The 14778-nt window shown below is 39.0% G+C and carries 16 protein-coding genes; 7 read left to right on the top strand and 9 right to left on the bottom strand.

Annotated elements, in window-relative coordinates; genetic code table 11:
- Window positions 1-45 precede the first annotated feature (45 nt).
- Both rpoH and ACMAZF_RS19000 read left to right on the top strand, forming a co-directional pair.
- Complete coding sequence (rpoH, locus tag ACMAZF_RS19005; RefSeq protein WP_435275275.1) at window positions 46-903, top strand: RNA polymerase sigma factor RpoH; 858 nt, start codon at window positions 46-48, stop codon at window positions 901-903.
- Between the two features lie 76 nt (window positions 904-979).
- The gene (locus ACMAZF_RS19000; RefSeq protein ID WP_435275274.1) at window positions 980-1180 is read left to right on the top strand and encodes a hypothetical protein; all 201 of its coding nucleotides are present in this window, start codon (window positions 980-982) and stop codon (window positions 1178-1180) included.
- On the opposite strand, the gene ACMAZF_RS18995 is transcribed toward ACMAZF_RS19000, so the two are convergent.
- From ACMAZF_RS18995 to gpmM, 3 genes are all read right to left on the bottom strand, one after another.
- Window positions 1174-2001: a divergent polysaccharide deacetylase family protein gene (locus tag ACMAZF_RS18995; protein WP_435275273.1), complete on the bottom strand. Its 828-nt coding sequence runs from the start codon at window positions 1999-2001 to the stop codon at window positions 1174-1176. The two genes, ACMAZF_RS19000 and ACMAZF_RS18995, sit on opposite strands and share 7 nt — an antisense overlap.
- Window positions 2002-2171: 170 nt before the next feature.
- The gene (locus ACMAZF_RS18990; RefSeq protein ID WP_435275272.1) at window positions 2172-3293 is read right to left on the bottom strand and encodes a murein hydrolase activator EnvC family protein; all 1122 of its coding nucleotides are present in this window, start codon (window positions 3291-3293) and stop codon (window positions 2172-2174) included.
- A gap of 1 nt (window position 3294) precedes the next feature.
- Complete coding sequence (gene gpmM / locus ACMAZF_RS18985; RefSeq protein WP_435275271.1) at window positions 3295-4836, bottom strand: 2,3-bisphosphoglycerate-independent phosphoglycerate mutase; 1542 nt, start codon at window positions 4834-4836, stop codon at window positions 3295-3297.
- A gap of 316 nt (window positions 4837-5152) precedes the next feature.
- On the opposite strand from gpmM, the gene ACMAZF_RS18980 reads away from it, so the two are divergent.
- The 4 genes from ACMAZF_RS18980 to gpsA are packed head-to-tail and all read left to right on the top strand — an operon-like array spanning window position 5153 to window position 7375.
- The gene (locus tag ACMAZF_RS18980; RefSeq protein ID WP_435275270.1) at window positions 5153-5581 is read left to right on the top strand and encodes a rhodanese-like domain-containing protein; all 429 of its coding nucleotides are present in this window, start codon (window positions 5153-5155) and stop codon (window positions 5579-5581) included.
- Window positions 5582-5592: 11 nt separating this feature from the next.
- On the top strand, window positions 5593-5844 hold the full coding sequence (grxC, locus tag ACMAZF_RS18975; RefSeq protein ID WP_435275269.1) for a glutaredoxin 3: 252 nt from the start codon (window positions 5593-5595) through the stop codon (window positions 5842-5844).
- A gap of 36 nt (window positions 5845-5880) precedes the next feature.
- The gene (gene secB, locus ACMAZF_RS18970) at window positions 5881-6351 is read left to right on the top strand and encodes a protein-export chaperone SecB (protein WP_435275268.1); all 471 of its coding nucleotides are present in this window, start codon (window positions 5881-5883) and stop codon (window positions 6349-6351) included.
- A 1-nt stretch (window position 6352) separates the two neighbouring features.
- Window positions 6353-7375 carry an NAD(P)H-dependent glycerol-3-phosphate dehydrogenase gene (gpsA, locus tag ACMAZF_RS18965; protein ID WP_435275267.1) on the top strand — a complete coding sequence of 341 codons (1023 nt, stop codon included), beginning with the start codon at window positions 6353-6355 and terminating at the stop codon, window positions 7373-7375.
- Window positions 7376-7432: 57 nt separating this feature from the next.
- Here the strand turns inward: gpsA and ACMAZF_RS18960 are convergent, their stop codons facing one another.
- Window positions 7433-8830: a peptidase domain-containing ABC transporter gene (locus ACMAZF_RS18960; RefSeq protein WP_435275266.1), complete on the bottom strand. Its 1398-nt coding sequence runs from the start codon at window positions 8828-8830 to the stop codon at window positions 7433-7435.
- A gap of 96 nt (window positions 8831-8926) precedes the next feature.
- Between ACMAZF_RS18960 and ACMAZF_RS18955 the strand changes: the two genes are divergently transcribed.
- A complete protein-coding gene (locus ACMAZF_RS18955) occupies window positions 8927-9688 on the top strand; it encodes an IS5 family transposase (protein ID WP_435274021.1) in 762 nt (253 codons plus the stop codon).
- 21 nt (window positions 9689-9709) lie between these two features.
- On the opposite strand, the gene ACMAZF_RS18950 is transcribed toward ACMAZF_RS18955, so the two are convergent.
- The 5 genes from ACMAZF_RS18950 to tnpC all read right to left on the bottom strand — a co-directional run bounded on the left by ACMAZF_RS18950 (window position 9710) and on the right by tnpC (window position 14759).
- Window positions 9710-10453 carry a cysteine peptidase family C39 domain-containing protein gene (locus ACMAZF_RS18950; protein WP_435275265.1) on the bottom strand — a complete coding sequence of 248 codons (744 nt, stop codon included), beginning with the start codon at window positions 10451-10453 and terminating at the stop codon, window positions 9710-9712.
- Window positions 10453-11697 carry an HlyD family secretion protein gene (locus ACMAZF_RS18945; RefSeq protein ID WP_435275264.1) on the bottom strand — a complete coding sequence of 415 codons (1245 nt, stop codon included), beginning with the start codon at window positions 11695-11697 and terminating at the stop codon, window positions 10453-10455. Before ACMAZF_RS18945 ends, ACMAZF_RS18950 begins: the two co-directional genes overlap by 1 nt.
- Complete coding sequence (locus tag ACMAZF_RS18940) at window positions 11697-12911, bottom strand: hypothetical protein (RefSeq protein WP_435275263.1); 1215 nt, start codon at window positions 12909-12911, stop codon at window positions 11697-11699. Before ACMAZF_RS18940 ends, ACMAZF_RS18945 begins: the two co-directional genes overlap by 1 nt.
- A gap of 66 nt (window positions 12912-12977) precedes the next feature.
- Complete coding sequence (locus tag ACMAZF_RS18935; RefSeq protein WP_435275262.1) at window positions 12978-13313, bottom strand: hypothetical protein; 336 nt, start codon at window positions 13311-13313, stop codon at window positions 12978-12980.
- 24 nt (window positions 13314-13337) lie between these two features.
- A complete protein-coding gene (gene tnpC / locus ACMAZF_RS18930; RefSeq protein WP_435275261.1) occupies window positions 13338-14759 on the bottom strand; it encodes an IS66 family transposase in 1422 nt (473 codons plus the stop codon).
- Window positions 14760-14778: the final 19 nt, after the last annotated feature.

Raw genomic sequence — 14778 nt, 5'->3', positions numbered from 1 at the left:
AATAGCGTGGTAGACTCGGGGCGAGTTTTAAATAAGGAGTAGTAAATGAGTACTGCAATTCAATCGACTGCATTAATGCCAATAGCCTCTGGTAGCATAGAAACTTACGTTTCTCGCGCTGCGCAGATCCCTATGCTTAATGCTGAAGAAGAGCATGAATTAGCCTCTCGTTTATATCATGACGGTGATTTAGAAGCAGCGCAAAAGCTGATTATGTCTCATCTCCGTTTTGTTGTTCATGTTGCCAAAAGTTATGCAGGTTATGGATTGCCGCACGCTGACTTGATTCAAGAAGGTAATGTGGGATTGATGAAAGCTGTTAAGCGCTTCAATCCAGAGGTGGGTGTTCGTCTAGTTTCCTTTGCTGTGCATTGGATTAAAGCTGAAATACACGAGTATGTATTGAAGAACTGGCGCATTGTGAAAGTAGCAACCACTAAAGCACAACGTAAATTATTCTTTAATCTTCGTAAAAACAAAAAACGCCTTGGTTGGTTCAATCAAGATGAAGTTAATGTTGTTGCGAAAGAGTTAGGTGTTTCAACACGTGATGTGCTTGAAATGGAAAATCGCATGAGCCTAACTGACAATTCATTTGATTTATCAAATGATGACGATGATTCTAGCAGTGCTAATTTTGCACCAACCCAGTATTTAGAAGATAAGTCTTCTAACGTTGCAACTTATGTTGAAGAAAAGAACTGGGAAGATCACGCCAATGATAAATTGCGTAATGCACTTGCAACACTTGATGAGCGCAGTCAGCATATAGTGCAGTCGCGTTGGTTAACAGAAGACAAGTCAACGCTGCAAGACCTTGCAAAGTATTATGAGGTATCAGCTGAGCGAGTACGACAGCTTGAGAAAAACGCCATGAAGAAACTTAAAGCCGCCATGGAATAGAAAATTTTGAAGAAGAAGCAGCTAATTAGCTGCTTTTTTTATGCCTGTGTGTTTGTAGTACATAAATGGAAGCGAGATGATTAAGCACCAAGTTGATTTAGTAAATGTAGTGGTTAAGGAATGCCCTATCCATAATGAGAATGTGCAAGTTGCACCTGATGAGGAAAATCCATCAACGGCGACAGAATCAGCATTTGATTTTTATGAAGAGAAGGTAGAGCAAGAACCTGTTTGTATTTGCGAAACCGTTGATAACAATATTTCTTCAAGCTATTGAGGAAGTATCGCTGTTGCTCCTACATAGCGTTTATTTGAGCCAGACTTATTGTTGAGATGACGTACACGTGCAATGCGAGTCATTTCTGGTAACAAGGTCGACACTGGTACCAGCTCTACACCGAGCTCGGCTAGCTTAGCTGATATCCCTTTTAAAAAACTGATACTTTGCGGGTGAGGGTGTGCAATCGCAATGGCATATTTGTGCTTTTTAGCAATATTAATAAGATGATCAAATTGCTGTGTTAAATACGCTTTATCAAGTTGGTTGTCTAAAAAGATATGGCGATGGCCTGTTCTTAAGCCATGTTCTACGGCGACTTTTTCCGCCATCGAATACGCAGTCGTTTTACTATCTAAAAAATATAATTGCTGTTGTGATAACTCGTCCATTAACCAACCGAGATTTTTTGGCTTGGTTGTAAATTGGCTACCCATGTGATTATTGATGCCGCTGACATAAGGAATTTCTTTTAGAATGTCTTGAACTTGCTGACGAGTTTGTTGTTCTGTCATCGCAAGTTTTAAAGCGCCTTTGCCGAGTAAATGATTGTTGTGAATTGCTTCCATCGGAATATGCGCCATCACTTCGCGATCGCTGTCGTGAACGGCATTAGCGATAGTACGGGTGTAAGGTGCGAATGGAACAACTGAATAGGTAAATTGACCTGGAAGTGCAAGTGCCGAAAAATCTGTTTTTCGGTAACCAATATCGTCGATAATTATCGCGATTTTCGGTGACTTATCATTAGCTATACTAACAGTGCTTAACAAACAACAGACAATAGCTAGGGTGCTAATTAATAAAATGCGAGCCTTCATTGGTTCTTCACTCTCCGGTGATTAATTTACATCATGTATTGGCGCACATTTGAACAGATAATTCATACAATGCCAATAATGATTAATAACTAATTTATGCGTAATTACGATTTAGATTCAATAAAATTCGAAATATAGGGCTTTAACTGCTGTAAAGGTAGCTTGTTCGTTTACTTTTTAAACCAGCGATTAGGGTTTATTGCCTTTCCTTTATGACGAATTTCAAAATAAAGGCCTGGTGTTGATTGGCCACCACTTTGTCCTAACAGAGCAACTTGTTCGTTCTGCTCAACGTAATCTCCAGCCTTTTTTAATAACGCTTGATTGTGTCCATAAAGGCTCATATAGCCAGAGCCATGATCAAGCACTAAGACTAACCCAAATCCTTTTAACCAATCTGAAAACACAACTTTGCCATGGTAAACAGCATTCACCGATTGTCCTTCACGCCCAACAACGGTGACGCCCTTCCAGCGTAATTGCCCACTACGCTTCTGACCAAAGAGGTGAGTTGTTCTGCCCTTGGTAGGTTTGGCGAGACGACCACGCAACTTCCCCAGTCCATTGAGGGGTTTTTTAGTTGGCTCGGCTTCTTGTTGTTGATTAGCCAGTAACTGTTTAATGTCTAATTCAGATAATTGGTACTGTTCGAGTTGAGCACTGTTTGTTTGATAAGATTTTCGCAATTGTGCTAATGCGGTGCTTCGCGTCTTTTTTTGTTTTTTGAGGAGTGCTTGAGCTTGTTGTTGTTGTTTGAGCAGATTGTCTAATTTGGCTAACGTATCAATCAGCTGCTGCTCAACAGTTTGTAATTCTTCAAATGTTTGCTTGAGTTCGTTAAGCGCCTGAACGCGCGCCTTGTTTAGATAGTGATAATAACCTAATAAGCGTTCTGTTTTACTGCTCTGTTCTTGGTTAAGCAGCAGTTGCATCAAATCATGATTACCGGTCATGTAAGCACTTTTAAGTTGCTTAGCCAGGACTTGACGTTGATGAGTTTGCGTTTTAGTCAGCGCTTTTTTTCGGCTAACTAATTGAATTTGATTTTGTTGTGCTGTTTTCTGTTGCTGTTGGGTGTTAAATAAATCATTGGCTGAGCTAGCGATTTTTTTATCGGTATCGCGAAGCAAATTATTAAGACGTTGCTGTTGTTTCTTTTGCTTGGCAAGAATTGATTTTTGCTGGTCTATTTTCCCTTTAATGGCATTTAATTGATCTTTTGTATCATCGGCAAAACTCACGCTGCTTAACAGCAGCGTGATTAGTAAGACGAGCGTATGACGAGAAAACAAATTAACTCAATGTCATTAATGGAGTGCCTGTCATTTGCTCAGGGATTTCCATATCTAACAAACGCAGCATCGTTGGTGCAATATCGCTAAGTTTACCAACACCAGACGGTGTAGCAGGACGACCAACGTAAATGAATGGTACAGGTTCACTGGTGTGCGCGGTATGGGCTTGTTGAGTTGTCTCGTTAAGCATTTGTTCTGCATTGCCGTGATCAGCGGTGATGAGACATTCGCCACCGACTTTTTCTAACGCATCAACAACACGACCAATACAGCTATCAACTGCTTCACATGCTTTTATAGCCGCTTCCATGACGCCAGTATGACCAACCATATCCCCATTTGGATAGTTACAAACGATGACGTCATATTTGCCGTTATCAATTGCACCAACAAGTTTGTCAGTCAAGAGGGTGGAATTCATTTCTGGCTGCAAGTCATAGGTTGCAACATCTGGTGATGGAATCAAAATACGGTCTTCGCCATTGAATTCTTTTTCAATACCACCGTTAAAGAAGAAGGTAACGTGCGCATATTTCTCTGTTTCAGAAATACGAAGTTGCGTTTTATCGTTATTTTGCAACCATTCACCTAGCACGTTATCAAGTTTTTCAGGGCCGTAGGCAACAGGACTAATGATATCGTCAGCGTATTGCGTTAACTGTACAAAGCTACTTAGTGCAATACGTTTTTTGCGTTCAAAACCCGTAAAATCACTGTCAACGAAGGCGCGGCTAATTTCACGAGCACGGTCTGCTCTAAAATTCATGAAGAACATGGCGTCGCCGTCTTCAATCGTCACTGATTTACCATTGTTGGTTATTGCACTCGCGCCAACAAACTCGTCGTTTTCATCACGTTCATAAGCAGCGTTAAGTGCTGCGATAGGACAATCGTACTGGTGCTTTCCTTGGCCTTGAGTCAATAAATCGTAAGCAACTTCAACACGATCCCAACGTTGGTCTCGATCCATTGCGTAGTAGCGACCTATCAATGATGCAATTTGTCCTTTACCTAACGATGCAAACAATGCCTGTATTTTCTCAATAGATGCTAATGCGCTGCGTGGCGGCGTATCACGGCCATCTAAAAATCCGTGGAAGTAAATTTCGTTAGCGCCACGTTCTGCGGCAAGCTTAATGAGTGCCAGCATATGGTCCTCATGACTATGAACGCCACCTGGAGACAGTAACCCCATAATATGAACGGCTTTATCAGCTTTGATTGTGGCATCAATGTGATCGACAAAAGCAGGGTTAGTGTTAAAGTCACCATCGCTAATAGATTTATCAATACGGGTGTAATTTTGGTAAACAACCCGTCCAGAGCCAATATTTACGTGGCCAACTTCTGAATTACCCATTTGACCATCAGGCAGGCCTACGTCCATTCCAGAGCCAGAAATTAATGTGCTTGGGTATTGCTGCCACAAATTATCCAGCACTGGCGTGTTGGCAAGTGCAATAGCGTTGTTGGTTTGATCTTCACGATAACCCCAACCATCCAGAATTAGTAACACTAAAGGTTTTTTGGCCGCAGACATTAATTTAACTTCCTAACTAAAAAGACGAATTTGCGCTATATATTACACTGAGCTATGACGATAAAAAACACAATTGTCGATGAAAGTGATAATAAATTATTTCATCAATTTTGTGTTGATATGCCTGTAAGCCAACAGCGGAAAAAAGGCGTCTAAATCGCAAAATTTACGTCCGTTAAGACTGCGCTTATCTATTGATAAAAACAATATTAAATAGGCCATTGGTAACTGTGCTATTGGTCTGTATACTAGGCGCCAATTGATAATAATTGAACGACAAATACTGTCGTGAGTTTAGAATTTTTTAGGACACAAGATGCAAGAAATGATTGAATTTTTCCAAGCGAATATCTGGTTGGCAACAGCTTGGGTAATTTTATTTTTAGCCGTAGTATTTACCAGCATTAGAGCAAGTATTAACGGCGTTAAGAAGATTAACCACCAACAAGCAACTATGTTAATGAATCGCCAAGATGCCGTTGTGATTGATGTTCGTGGTGATGGTGAATATAAGAAGGGCCACATCTTAGGTTCTAAGTTAATGCCATTGTCAAAGTTTAAAAATAATGACCTAGCAAGCATTGAAAAGTATAAAGATACCCCCATTATTGTTGTATGTAATTCAGGCATGACTTCAAATCAAGCATGCCAAATGATGCAAAAATTAGGCTTTAATGACCTATACAATTTGCAAGGTGGTATTACTGAATGGCGCAATGCAAATTTGCCGTTAACTAAAAAATAGAGGTGTCTGCTATGGCCAATGTAACTATTTACTCTCGTTCGTGGTGTTCTTTTTGTAAGCAAGCTAAAGCGCTTCTAGAAAGCAAAGGCGTAGCTTACGATACGATTGATATCGAAGAGCAACCTGAAAAAAGAGATGAAATGATTGAGCGTACTGGACGAACTTCAGTACCGCAAATTTTCATTAATGATCAAGCTGTTGGTGGGTGTGACGATTTATTCGCACTGCATTCATCTGGCGATTTAGACAAATTATTAGCGTAATTACGCTAACCATAAGAATAAAACCAAGGATTTATCATGGCTGAAGAACAAGCAAACCCAGAATTTCACATTCAACGCGTATACACAAAAGACGTATCATTTGAAACGCCTAACTCACCGGTTATCTTCCAAAAAGAATGGGAACCAGATGTTAAGTTAGACTTAGATACTCGTAGCAATAAACTTGAAGAAGGTTTATTTGAAGTTGTTTTATCACTAACAGTGACAGCAACTATCGGTGAAGAAACTGCGTTTTTAGCTGAAGTTCAACAAGCTGGTATTTTCACGATTACTGGTGTTGAAGGTCAACAGTTAGCACATTCTATCGGTTCATACTGTCCAAACATTTTATTCCCATACGCACGCCAAGTGATTGCTGGTTTAGTTGCTGGTGGTACATTCCCACAATTGAACTTAGCGCCAGTTAACTTCGACGCGTTATTCGCACAATATGTGAATTCTCGTCAAGATGCTGATGAAGCGCAAGGCGAAAACGTAGCTCACTAATATGACTACGACGCATCAAACGCCAACGGCGGATATTGCGGTTCTAGGGGCAGGGTCTTATGGCTCTGCCCTTGCTATTTGTTTAGCACGCAATAATAACGACACCTTAATGTGGGCTCACAATCCTGAGCATGTCGCGCAATTAGTAAAAGATGGCAGCAATGAAAAATACCTGCCAGGCGCTAAATTTCCTGACTCATTAACTATGAGTGATGATCTTGCAAGCGTGGTTGCTGCGACTAAAACAATCTTAGTGGTTGTGCCGAGCTTTGCATTTGTTGACATGCTCAAGCAGCTTAAGCCTTTATTGACACCTGAACATCGTTTGGCGTGGGCAACTAAAGGGCTGGAAGCGGAAACTGGTCGCTTATTGCAAGATGTTGCTCGTGAAGTATTAGGTGATGATATTGCATTAGCTGTTTTATCTGGCCCTACATTTGCCAAAGAAATGGCAGCCGGCATGCCAACAGCCATTTCTCTTGCATCATCAGAGCCTGAGTTTGCTGAACATTTGGCGCATTTACTTCACAATGAAAAGAATTTTCGTGTTTATCAAAACACCGATTTCACAGGTATTCAGCTAGGCGGCGCAGTTAAGAACGTTATCGCTATTGGTGCGGGTATGTCTGATGGTTTGGGCTTTGGTGCTAATGCTCGTATCGCCTTAGTAACACGTGGTTTGGCTGAGTTGTGTCGTGTTGGTCAAGCTGTTGGTGCTGAACAAGCAACCTTTATGGGCATGGCTGGTTTGGGTGATTTAGTATTGACTTGTACTGATAATCAGTCTCGTAATCGCCGCTTTGGTTTAGCACTGGGCAGAGGTGTTGGTATCGAAGACGCGATTGCTGAAATTGGTCAGGTGGTAGAAGGCTACCGCAATACTAAAGAAGTTTACCTACTCGCACAGCGTTTAGGGGTAGAAATGCCGATCACTGAGCAAATCTATCAAGTACTTTACGAAGGTAAAGACGCTTCAATAGCCGCAAAAGCATTGTTAGGGCGAGCTAAGAAAATAGAATCTTAATAAGAAAGAATCTCAAACTTTTAAAATTCGTACGTTTGAGATTTTTATTAAAAGCCTTTATGCAGACTTTACATTTTTTATCGACGTTTTAACAGGTACTTCATAAAGTTTTTGATTCTTCAATAGTAATACCCTGTCAGCGCTTCGAATAGTTTCAGGTCGGTGAGCAATGATTATTCTCGTGATATCTAGATTTTTAATTGCATTGTTAACTGCTGATTCTAACTTCACATCGAGATTACTTGTTGCTTCATCGAGAAATAGTATTTTAGGTTGTTTATAGAGTGCCCTTGCTAATAAGACGCGTTGTTTCTGTCCACCGGATAAGCTTGTCCCCATATCACCAATTAAGCTGTGATATGTCATTGGCATTTTCATGTTATCGTCATGAATTGCTGCTAATTTCGCACAAAATTCAACTTTTCTATGATCAACCTGAGGGTCAAAAAAGCTTATATTATCACTAAGCGAGCCCGAAAATAATTGATCATCTTGCATCACCGCGGCTACTTGGCTTCTATAGCTCCTTAGCCCAATACTTTCAATAGATTGATCTTGATCATATATGTTCCCTGAAGTGGGCTTAATTAGTCCAAGCATCACTTTCATCAGTGTTGTTTTTCCAGTTCCTGATGCTCCAACCAAGGCTACTGATTCACCTTGCTTAAAAGTACAGTTTAGTTGATTGAAAATTAAAGGAAGCCCGTCACCATAGGAAAAGGATAGGCTCTTTAATTTTATTTCGCCAGATATCTCCTTATCACTAGAATTATTATCAATTCCTGATTCTTGATCTGTCATAGCAATATCGGCTACACGTTCAAGATGTAAACCGAGCATTTTGTAATTAACTGCGGCATCAATAAGTGCGGACGATTTACTTGTGAATTGTCCTTTATAAGAAATAAAAGCCATTAACATTCCTATACTAATATCTCCGTTGATAACTGATTTAGCTCCGATATAAATTACGAGAATATTTTCGACGGCAAAAAGTAACGAGTTAATGACTTCGGTAAGTAGTCCCAATTTCGCGGATCTTATCCCGGTGTTAACAGCATCGGCGAAATGGTTATGCCAAAGAGTCTGCCTTTGAATTTCTTTTCCAAAGATCTTAATACTCTGTATGGCACGAATAGATTCCATAAAATTTGAGTCTTCTTTCGCATTTGCAATTATACCTTCTTCACTCAAACGCCTAAGTGGTGCAAATGAAATAACTCTAACTAACGCGTACGAGATAACTACACCTATGACTAACCAAGCTAACACAGGTAAATAAACAAACATCAAGAATAACGTTGTCACAACCATAATTCCATCCAGTACTACCTCGATTAATTCAGTTGTTAACATCGACTGAATACTGCCAAGGGAGCCAAAGCGCGATACGATATCTCCGAGATGCCGGCTTTCAAAAAATTGTAACGGTAAACGTAATAAGTGCCTGAACAATGAACTAGGGCGTGTTGATCTTTCGTGAGTGTTTTTTGAACGGCATGGTAAAGAGTTATAATTTGCTTCGCCAAAAATAAAACGATAACCAATACCATGCCAAGAACAATGCTAACTGATATTCGCTGGGAACTGCTACTCCAAGTTATGAAAAGTACAGGTCGTATTTACGATAAAATTGAACATCGAATGACATTTGAAGGAATACTTTATCGAATGAGAACAGGTATCCCTTGGCGAGATCTACCGTCTGAGTTCGGAGACTGGAATACCGTTTACAGACGATTTAATCTTTGGTCAAAGAAAGGGATTTTAGATAAGCTTTTCAGAAGTTTATCTAGCATGGCTGATTTTGAATGGGTCTTTCTTGATGGCTCTATAGTTCGAGCGCATCAGCATAGTACAGGGGCAGCGACTGAAAGCTCAGAGCAAATAGGAAAAAGTCGCGGGGGCAACTCAACCAAAATTCACTTAGCCGTGGATAGTGGTGGCTTGCCGATTTGCTTTGATTTATCAGAAGGACAACGCCACGATATAGTGCATGGCGAAAGCTTGGTTGAGCAACTCGATGAAGTTAATACCATCATTTGTGATAAAGGATATGACAGCGAACCTTTCCGTACTTTTGTTAAAGAACGTGGCGGAGAAACGGTAATTGCGAAACGCAATTACGGACAAGATATAGACAAAGACAGTATGGATTGGTGTCTATACGAGTATCGTCACTTGGTCGAAAATGCCTTTGGCAGAATTAAGCATTATCGAGCTATTTCAAGTAGATATGACAAGCTAGAAAGGAATTATGCCAGCATGTTATCGCTGGCATTCATGTTAATGTGGCTACCGATGTATTGTTGAATACGAAATGTACAGCAAAGATCAACACGCCCTAGTCATTTGAACAGACAGTTGGTTGGAAAGGTGAAGCAATACAAAAGATCTAAGAGTACTAGTTGCTTGGCTTACGATTGCCAGCAATAAAAAACTTAAAGCAACTACGAATAACAAATCCAAATCTTGGCTAATTAAAATATCGTCCATAACAATTTGCATGAAAAATGGACTTGCCAATGCGAAAAGCTGTAAAAGAAAAGAAAGTAAGAAAACTTGAATCAAAACTCTTTTTAATCCGCTAATTTTCTGCCAAAAAGAGCTAAGAGTCATTGTCGCTTTAACTTCTTTCTTTGAAAAGTTCTCACTTGGAATAAGCTCAAGTGCAATTCCTGTGAAGTGCTTTGAAATCTCAGATAAAAGTAGTTTTCGTTCGCCCTGTGCAGGATCTAAAATCCAAGCATATTTAGAGTTTACTCTTTTTAAAACAACAAAATGGTTTAAATCCCAATGTAGAATAGTTGGTAGTTGAAGTTGATCAAGTTCATTTAACTCTAACCGCAATGGCCGACTGCTAAAACCTAGCGAATCTGCCATTTTGATAATACTGTCTAGCGTAACGCCTTTTAAAGAAAGAGAAAATTGTTGCCGCAAACTCACTAAATCGGATTGATAACCGTGAAAGCTAGCTACCATACCAAGACATGCTAATCCACATTCAGCGGCTTCGGTTTGTAGCAATAGCCTAAGCTTGCCACCCGATGTAAATTTTATAAGTGATAATATATTCATTACCAATTCCCTTTGATGGCGTAAATTGGCATCATCAACCAATCGAATAGTGACATTGTGTCTAATATAATTTCGGCTTCTAATTGCATTCCTGCCTGTAGCTCATAACGTTCACCAAATGCATCGACGGATTGCTTATCTAAAGTTACAGTAACTTTGTATACCGATTCAGTTAATGGAATCGATACTTGAATGTCATTAGGGGATAGAATTGATTTACTTATAGTTTTAACTCTTCCATGAAAAACACCATAGCGTTGATAGGGAAATGCTTCATATCTAATCTTTACTAGTTGGTGCTCTTTGATAAAACCCGACGCTCTGCTTGGTAAATATAGTTCTGCTTCCATCAATGAATTTTTGGGAGTGATTGTTGCTAATAGTTGACTTGGCGAAACCTGCTGTCCAACTTTCACTAATATATTTGAAACATTGCCATCGATAGGTGAAACAACTTGCTCTTGGTTCTTACTAGTCAATTGCAACAATTGCCCTTGAAGAGCTGAAATTCTATTTTTGAGCGAGACAGTACTTTGTTGCGCGATTAATGGAGCGCTTTCTAGCTCGTGTTTCATTTGTGCTATATTACTATCTTGTTGGAGTAATTGGCTATTTAGTATTTCGTAATTTTGCGCTTGAAGTAGGAGTTTTTGTTCGCTATTGCTTTGTTCTGATTGCGTTAAATAACCGTTTTTTGCTAGTTTTTTAGCATGCTCAAATTGTTTTTCTTTAAGTGAAAGAATATCCTTGATAACATTTAACTGTTTACGAATTTGCCATGATTTTCTTTGTTCTTCACCAATAACGGTTTTTAATCTTTTGGCCTTCAATCGTTCAAGTTTTTCTTGGCTATTAAGTTGTTCATTTAGCGCATCAATTTGATTATTTAAATAGTCAATTTGTTTTTTGTTCATATTGGCACCGGAAACCAGATGTGTTTCACTACTAATTTCAAGGATTGGTTCACCGTTAGAAATAAACTGTTTTGACATTAGTGTCAGTTTTGTAATATGGCCAGTACGATTTGCAGTTATACTGATAAGCCCTTTTTCTGGTATTAGTATGCCCTTAATCGACTCTTTTCTCGAATAGTTGTTTAGCAGCAATATAGCGACTACTGTAATTGTGCTTGCTACAAGAAATAATGTATAGATACCATAAGAAATAGGTAACTTTAAGTACGCGGTTCCTATCGCAATATCTCTTGAAGAATTTATTGATTCAGGGCGGAATAATGAGGTCATTATTGTTTACTTAAAATAGAAGATTTTAGTTTACCAAGCCCTAATTTCATATTACTAAAATCAAAAGTAATACTGTCAAATTTTTCGAAAAATTTAATACCAAGGTAGCCATCAGTTTCGCAACTAAGATGTATTTCATCCTCTGAAATCAGATAATAATCAAGCTCATATGATTTATTATCAATAGACGTCAAGTATTCACGCTCTGACACTTTTAACGTCGATACTCCAAAGGCTGTATTGAATTCTAAACTTTTTGTAAAACTCTCTTGTATATTGTCGATTAAAATTCCATTATTTTTAACTAATAAGTTATGAGATGACGCTGTATCAAGTAAAAGTGTACGGTCATGTTCGTTTATTTCTATATCGATCGTTAGCCCTAGTGGCGCTATTAAGTTCATTGGAATCCATTGATTAATATCAATATTACATGTTTCATGGTTTACATATACTCCAGTGTCTTTTAAGCAAATATTATTGAATTGCATCAACAGATCTAATCCTAAGATATCTGCACCTTTTTCTGATTCGTTGAACAATGCTATGATATATGGAATCTCGTTATTGAATATTGAAAATTTCTTTATATATCCTAGCGAAAGCTTATGTTGTGATCTAGTTGCGCTCATTGCTTTTGTTTCACTACTTAAAGGAATATAAGATGTTATCTGCTGGCGCAAAAGGCTTGTGCTAGCCCCAGTGTCAAAAATGATGGGGTGTTTTTCTCCTTGAATTGCATACTCAACAAGAATACTGTCTATGTATTCGTTTTCCTCTGAGTCTCTAACTATAACGAGTCCTTTTCTTGAGTGCCCGCTGCTTAAACTTTGTGAACTGATATTTCGTTGATTCAAAATAAACTCTGTTTTTTTTGCTATCTGTGAAGCAAAAAAATCACGCACATTACTACGACTCTGAGAGAGAATAAAACTTTTAGTTTGATTATATATTTTATTAACTGAACGGTTATTTCTTTTCAAAGAGATTGCAGAGTAAAGCATTTTAAGTTGAGCATTTTGCTCTTTTTCAGATAATGATTTTTGTTTTAGACAATTAACGAAAGTGTCAAAAAAATTATTTAAATTTTTATTTTTGAAATAGTTTTTGTTTTTTTTACAATATTCTTCAATTGGCGGTATTATCTCGCTAGCTTTTAGATAAGGGGACACTACAATAATACAAAGAACTAAGATGACGATTGACTTAATCATTATTAAAAACTCTAATTGGAATTGTTTACAATAGGGGCATTAGTATAAAAATGCCCCTACAGCACACTATTTACACGTTATTTTTAGCTTGAAACCTGATTCTTTATTTTCTGTACCCTCTACGCTAACACCGCGTTTTTTCAGAGTTGCCCCAGCCCCACCTTGCTGGGATGAATTGTTGCCCGACGTCCACGTTATTTCTTTTAGATCCTTACATTTCTCGGCCAGTTTACGCACGTCTTCTGCATTAGGACCATTGCCTTTTTTATCAGAAAACATTCCAAAACCGCCAAAACCGCCAAAACCGCCAAAACCATCAAGGCTACCAAAACTCCAGCCATTGCTGACCATATGGATTCCACCAGCAACGTTATTAATTTCTTTATTACTTAGATTTCTCATACTACATTCCTTTAATTTAAGTAACTACTCAGCAGGGGGGAAGATATTTGGTAGTGCTCCGTTTAATAATAATGACAAAGCAGTAGACGCACTGACCCCTTGTTTTTTACAACTTGACAGGTAGCTTCTAATGCCAAAAAACATGACGGAACCATGCTTGCTTCTAAAGCAGCCCGATATCTTTTGCTGAACTTTCACCATTCTCAAATCATTTTCACCCTGATTGTTCGTGAAAGGCACAATTTTATCCACCATAAATCTGAGTACATCATCTTCGTAACTCTGTAATCGCTCTAATAAATTGCGCGATTTTGATTTCTTAGGGCGTCCACGTTTCCCGACGATTATCGCTGGCGGAGGGCTTTCGTGTTCACCCTCTTTTAAAATATCTCGATATTGAAGGCGACTCATTAATTGTCTTTTGTCGCTAATCACTCCACCGCTATCTTCAACTTCCTGATTAAGCTCTATTAAAAAAATACGCATCGTTTCAGCCCAGCTCTTGCCATCCTGTTCGTATGCACGTGTGAGTTCTCGCAGATGATGAGCATTGCATAAAGCATGTTGACAATCATAACGATAGTACGGCTTCCAGTGATCATGACACATCACACCAGTGAAGTCGGGTAGTATTCCAATGGCATTGATGGCATCACAACCTCGTTTCTCATGAGCCGATAGATAGGTCCATTTTAATGATGATGCATTGTGTAACCATTGACGTTGACCGTTAATGTTAATGCCTGTTTCATCAGCATGAAGCACTGATTCATGCTTCAAACTTTCCTTGATGAATTCAAGCGCATTCGTCTCATCGAGATGACGGTAAGCTGTATTAATGAAGTTGTACAGACTGCCACTACTCAGTGGAATGTTAAGTTGGTCGGTAAAATATTCACGAATACGCTCGTAAGGGAGTAGCTGATATTGAGACAAGTAAACCGCGTGAGCCTTTAGCCCATTACCATATTGAATTCGACTATTAACCCCCGTTGGAAATGGAGCAACGAATCGCTTACCAAATTCGTTTTCAAGAATTTGGGCTTGGTATTGAGTTACGACGCGCTTAAACTCTATATCCACTACCTGACGGGTTTCCACCCCCATATCGGTATAACTTCCTGGTGGTAATAGCGTTCTATCAAGAACTATTTTATGGTTGATATCAGGTCGTTCATCAAGCGGTAAAGTTGTTCCTTTATGACCGAGTTGCCCACCCGATGCATTTGAACTATTAGCGTTAGGCTTCTTTTTCCGATTAGGATCTGATGATGGTGGTTTACTGCTATTTCGACTGTTAAGGCCTAACCGTTGGGACAATAAAGTGACGATAAGCAACAATAAATCGATAGCGGCACGCATTGATGGGGACAATGTTTTATCCGTCTCGATTTGCTTTTTTATGTTGTCGATATTTTTTTCAATATCGATGCCGCTTATTTTCATTGCTCAAACTACTGAATAG

This window comes from Psychrobium sp. nBUS_13 (genome assembly GCF_051201665.1).
GTDB lineage: Bacteria > Pseudomonadota > Gammaproteobacteria > Enterobacterales > Psychrobiaceae > Psychrobium.
The sequence above is the reverse complement of the archived record's forward strand: the minus strand, read 5'-3'. Positions and strand labels throughout refer to the sequence as shown.

Bases quoted from the DNA above. Each gene is read 5' to 3' on its own strand.
- rpoH (WP_435275275.1), top strand. From the start codon at position 46: ATGAGTACTGCAATTCAATCGACTGCATTAATGCCAATAGCCTCTGGT.
- ACMAZF_RS19000 (WP_435275274.1), top strand. From the start codon at position 980: ATGATTAAGCACCAAGTTGATTTAGTAAATGTAGTGGTTAAGGAATGC.
- ACMAZF_RS18995 (WP_435275273.1), bottom strand. From the start codon at position 2,001: ATGAAGGCTCGCATTTTATTAATTAGCACCCTAGCTATTGTCTGTTGT.
- gpmM (WP_435275271.1), bottom strand. From the start codon at position 4,836: ATGTCTGCGGCCAAAAAACCTTTAGTGTTACTAATTCTGGATGGTTGG.
- ACMAZF_RS18980 (WP_435275270.1), top strand. From the start codon at position 5,153: ATGCAAGAAATGATTGAATTTTTCCAAGCGAATATCTGGTTGGCAACA.
- grxC (WP_435275269.1), top strand. From the start codon at position 5,593: ATGGCCAATGTAACTATTTACTCTCGTTCGTGGTGTTCTTTTTGTAAG.
- secB (WP_435275268.1), top strand. From the start codon at position 5,881: ATGGCTGAAGAACAAGCAAACCCAGAATTTCACATTCAACGCGTATAC.
- gpsA (WP_435275267.1), top strand. From the start codon at position 6,353: ATGACTACGACGCATCAAACGCCAACGGCGGATATTGCGGTTCTAGGG.
- ACMAZF_RS18955 (WP_435274021.1), top strand. From the start codon at position 8,927: ATGCCAAGAACAATGCTAACTGATATTCGCTGGGAACTGCTACTCCAA.
- ACMAZF_RS18950 (WP_435275265.1), bottom strand. From the start codon at position 10,453: ATGAATATATTATCACTTATAAAATTTACATCGGGTGGCAAGCTTAGG.
- ACMAZF_RS18945 (WP_435275264.1), bottom strand. From the start codon at position 11,697: ATGACCTCATTATTCCGCCCTGAATCAATAAATTCTTCAAGAGATATT.
- ACMAZF_RS18940 (WP_435275263.1), bottom strand. From the start codon at position 12,911: ATGATTAAGTCAATCGTCATCTTAGTTCTTTGTATTATTGTAGTGTCC.
- ACMAZF_RS18935 (WP_435275262.1), bottom strand. From the start codon at position 13,313: ATGAGAAATCTAAGTAATAAAGAAATTAATAACGTTGCTGGTGGAATC.
- tnpC (WP_435275261.1), bottom strand. From the start codon at position 14,759: ATGAAAATAAGCGGCATCGATATTGAAAAAAATATCGACAACATAAAA.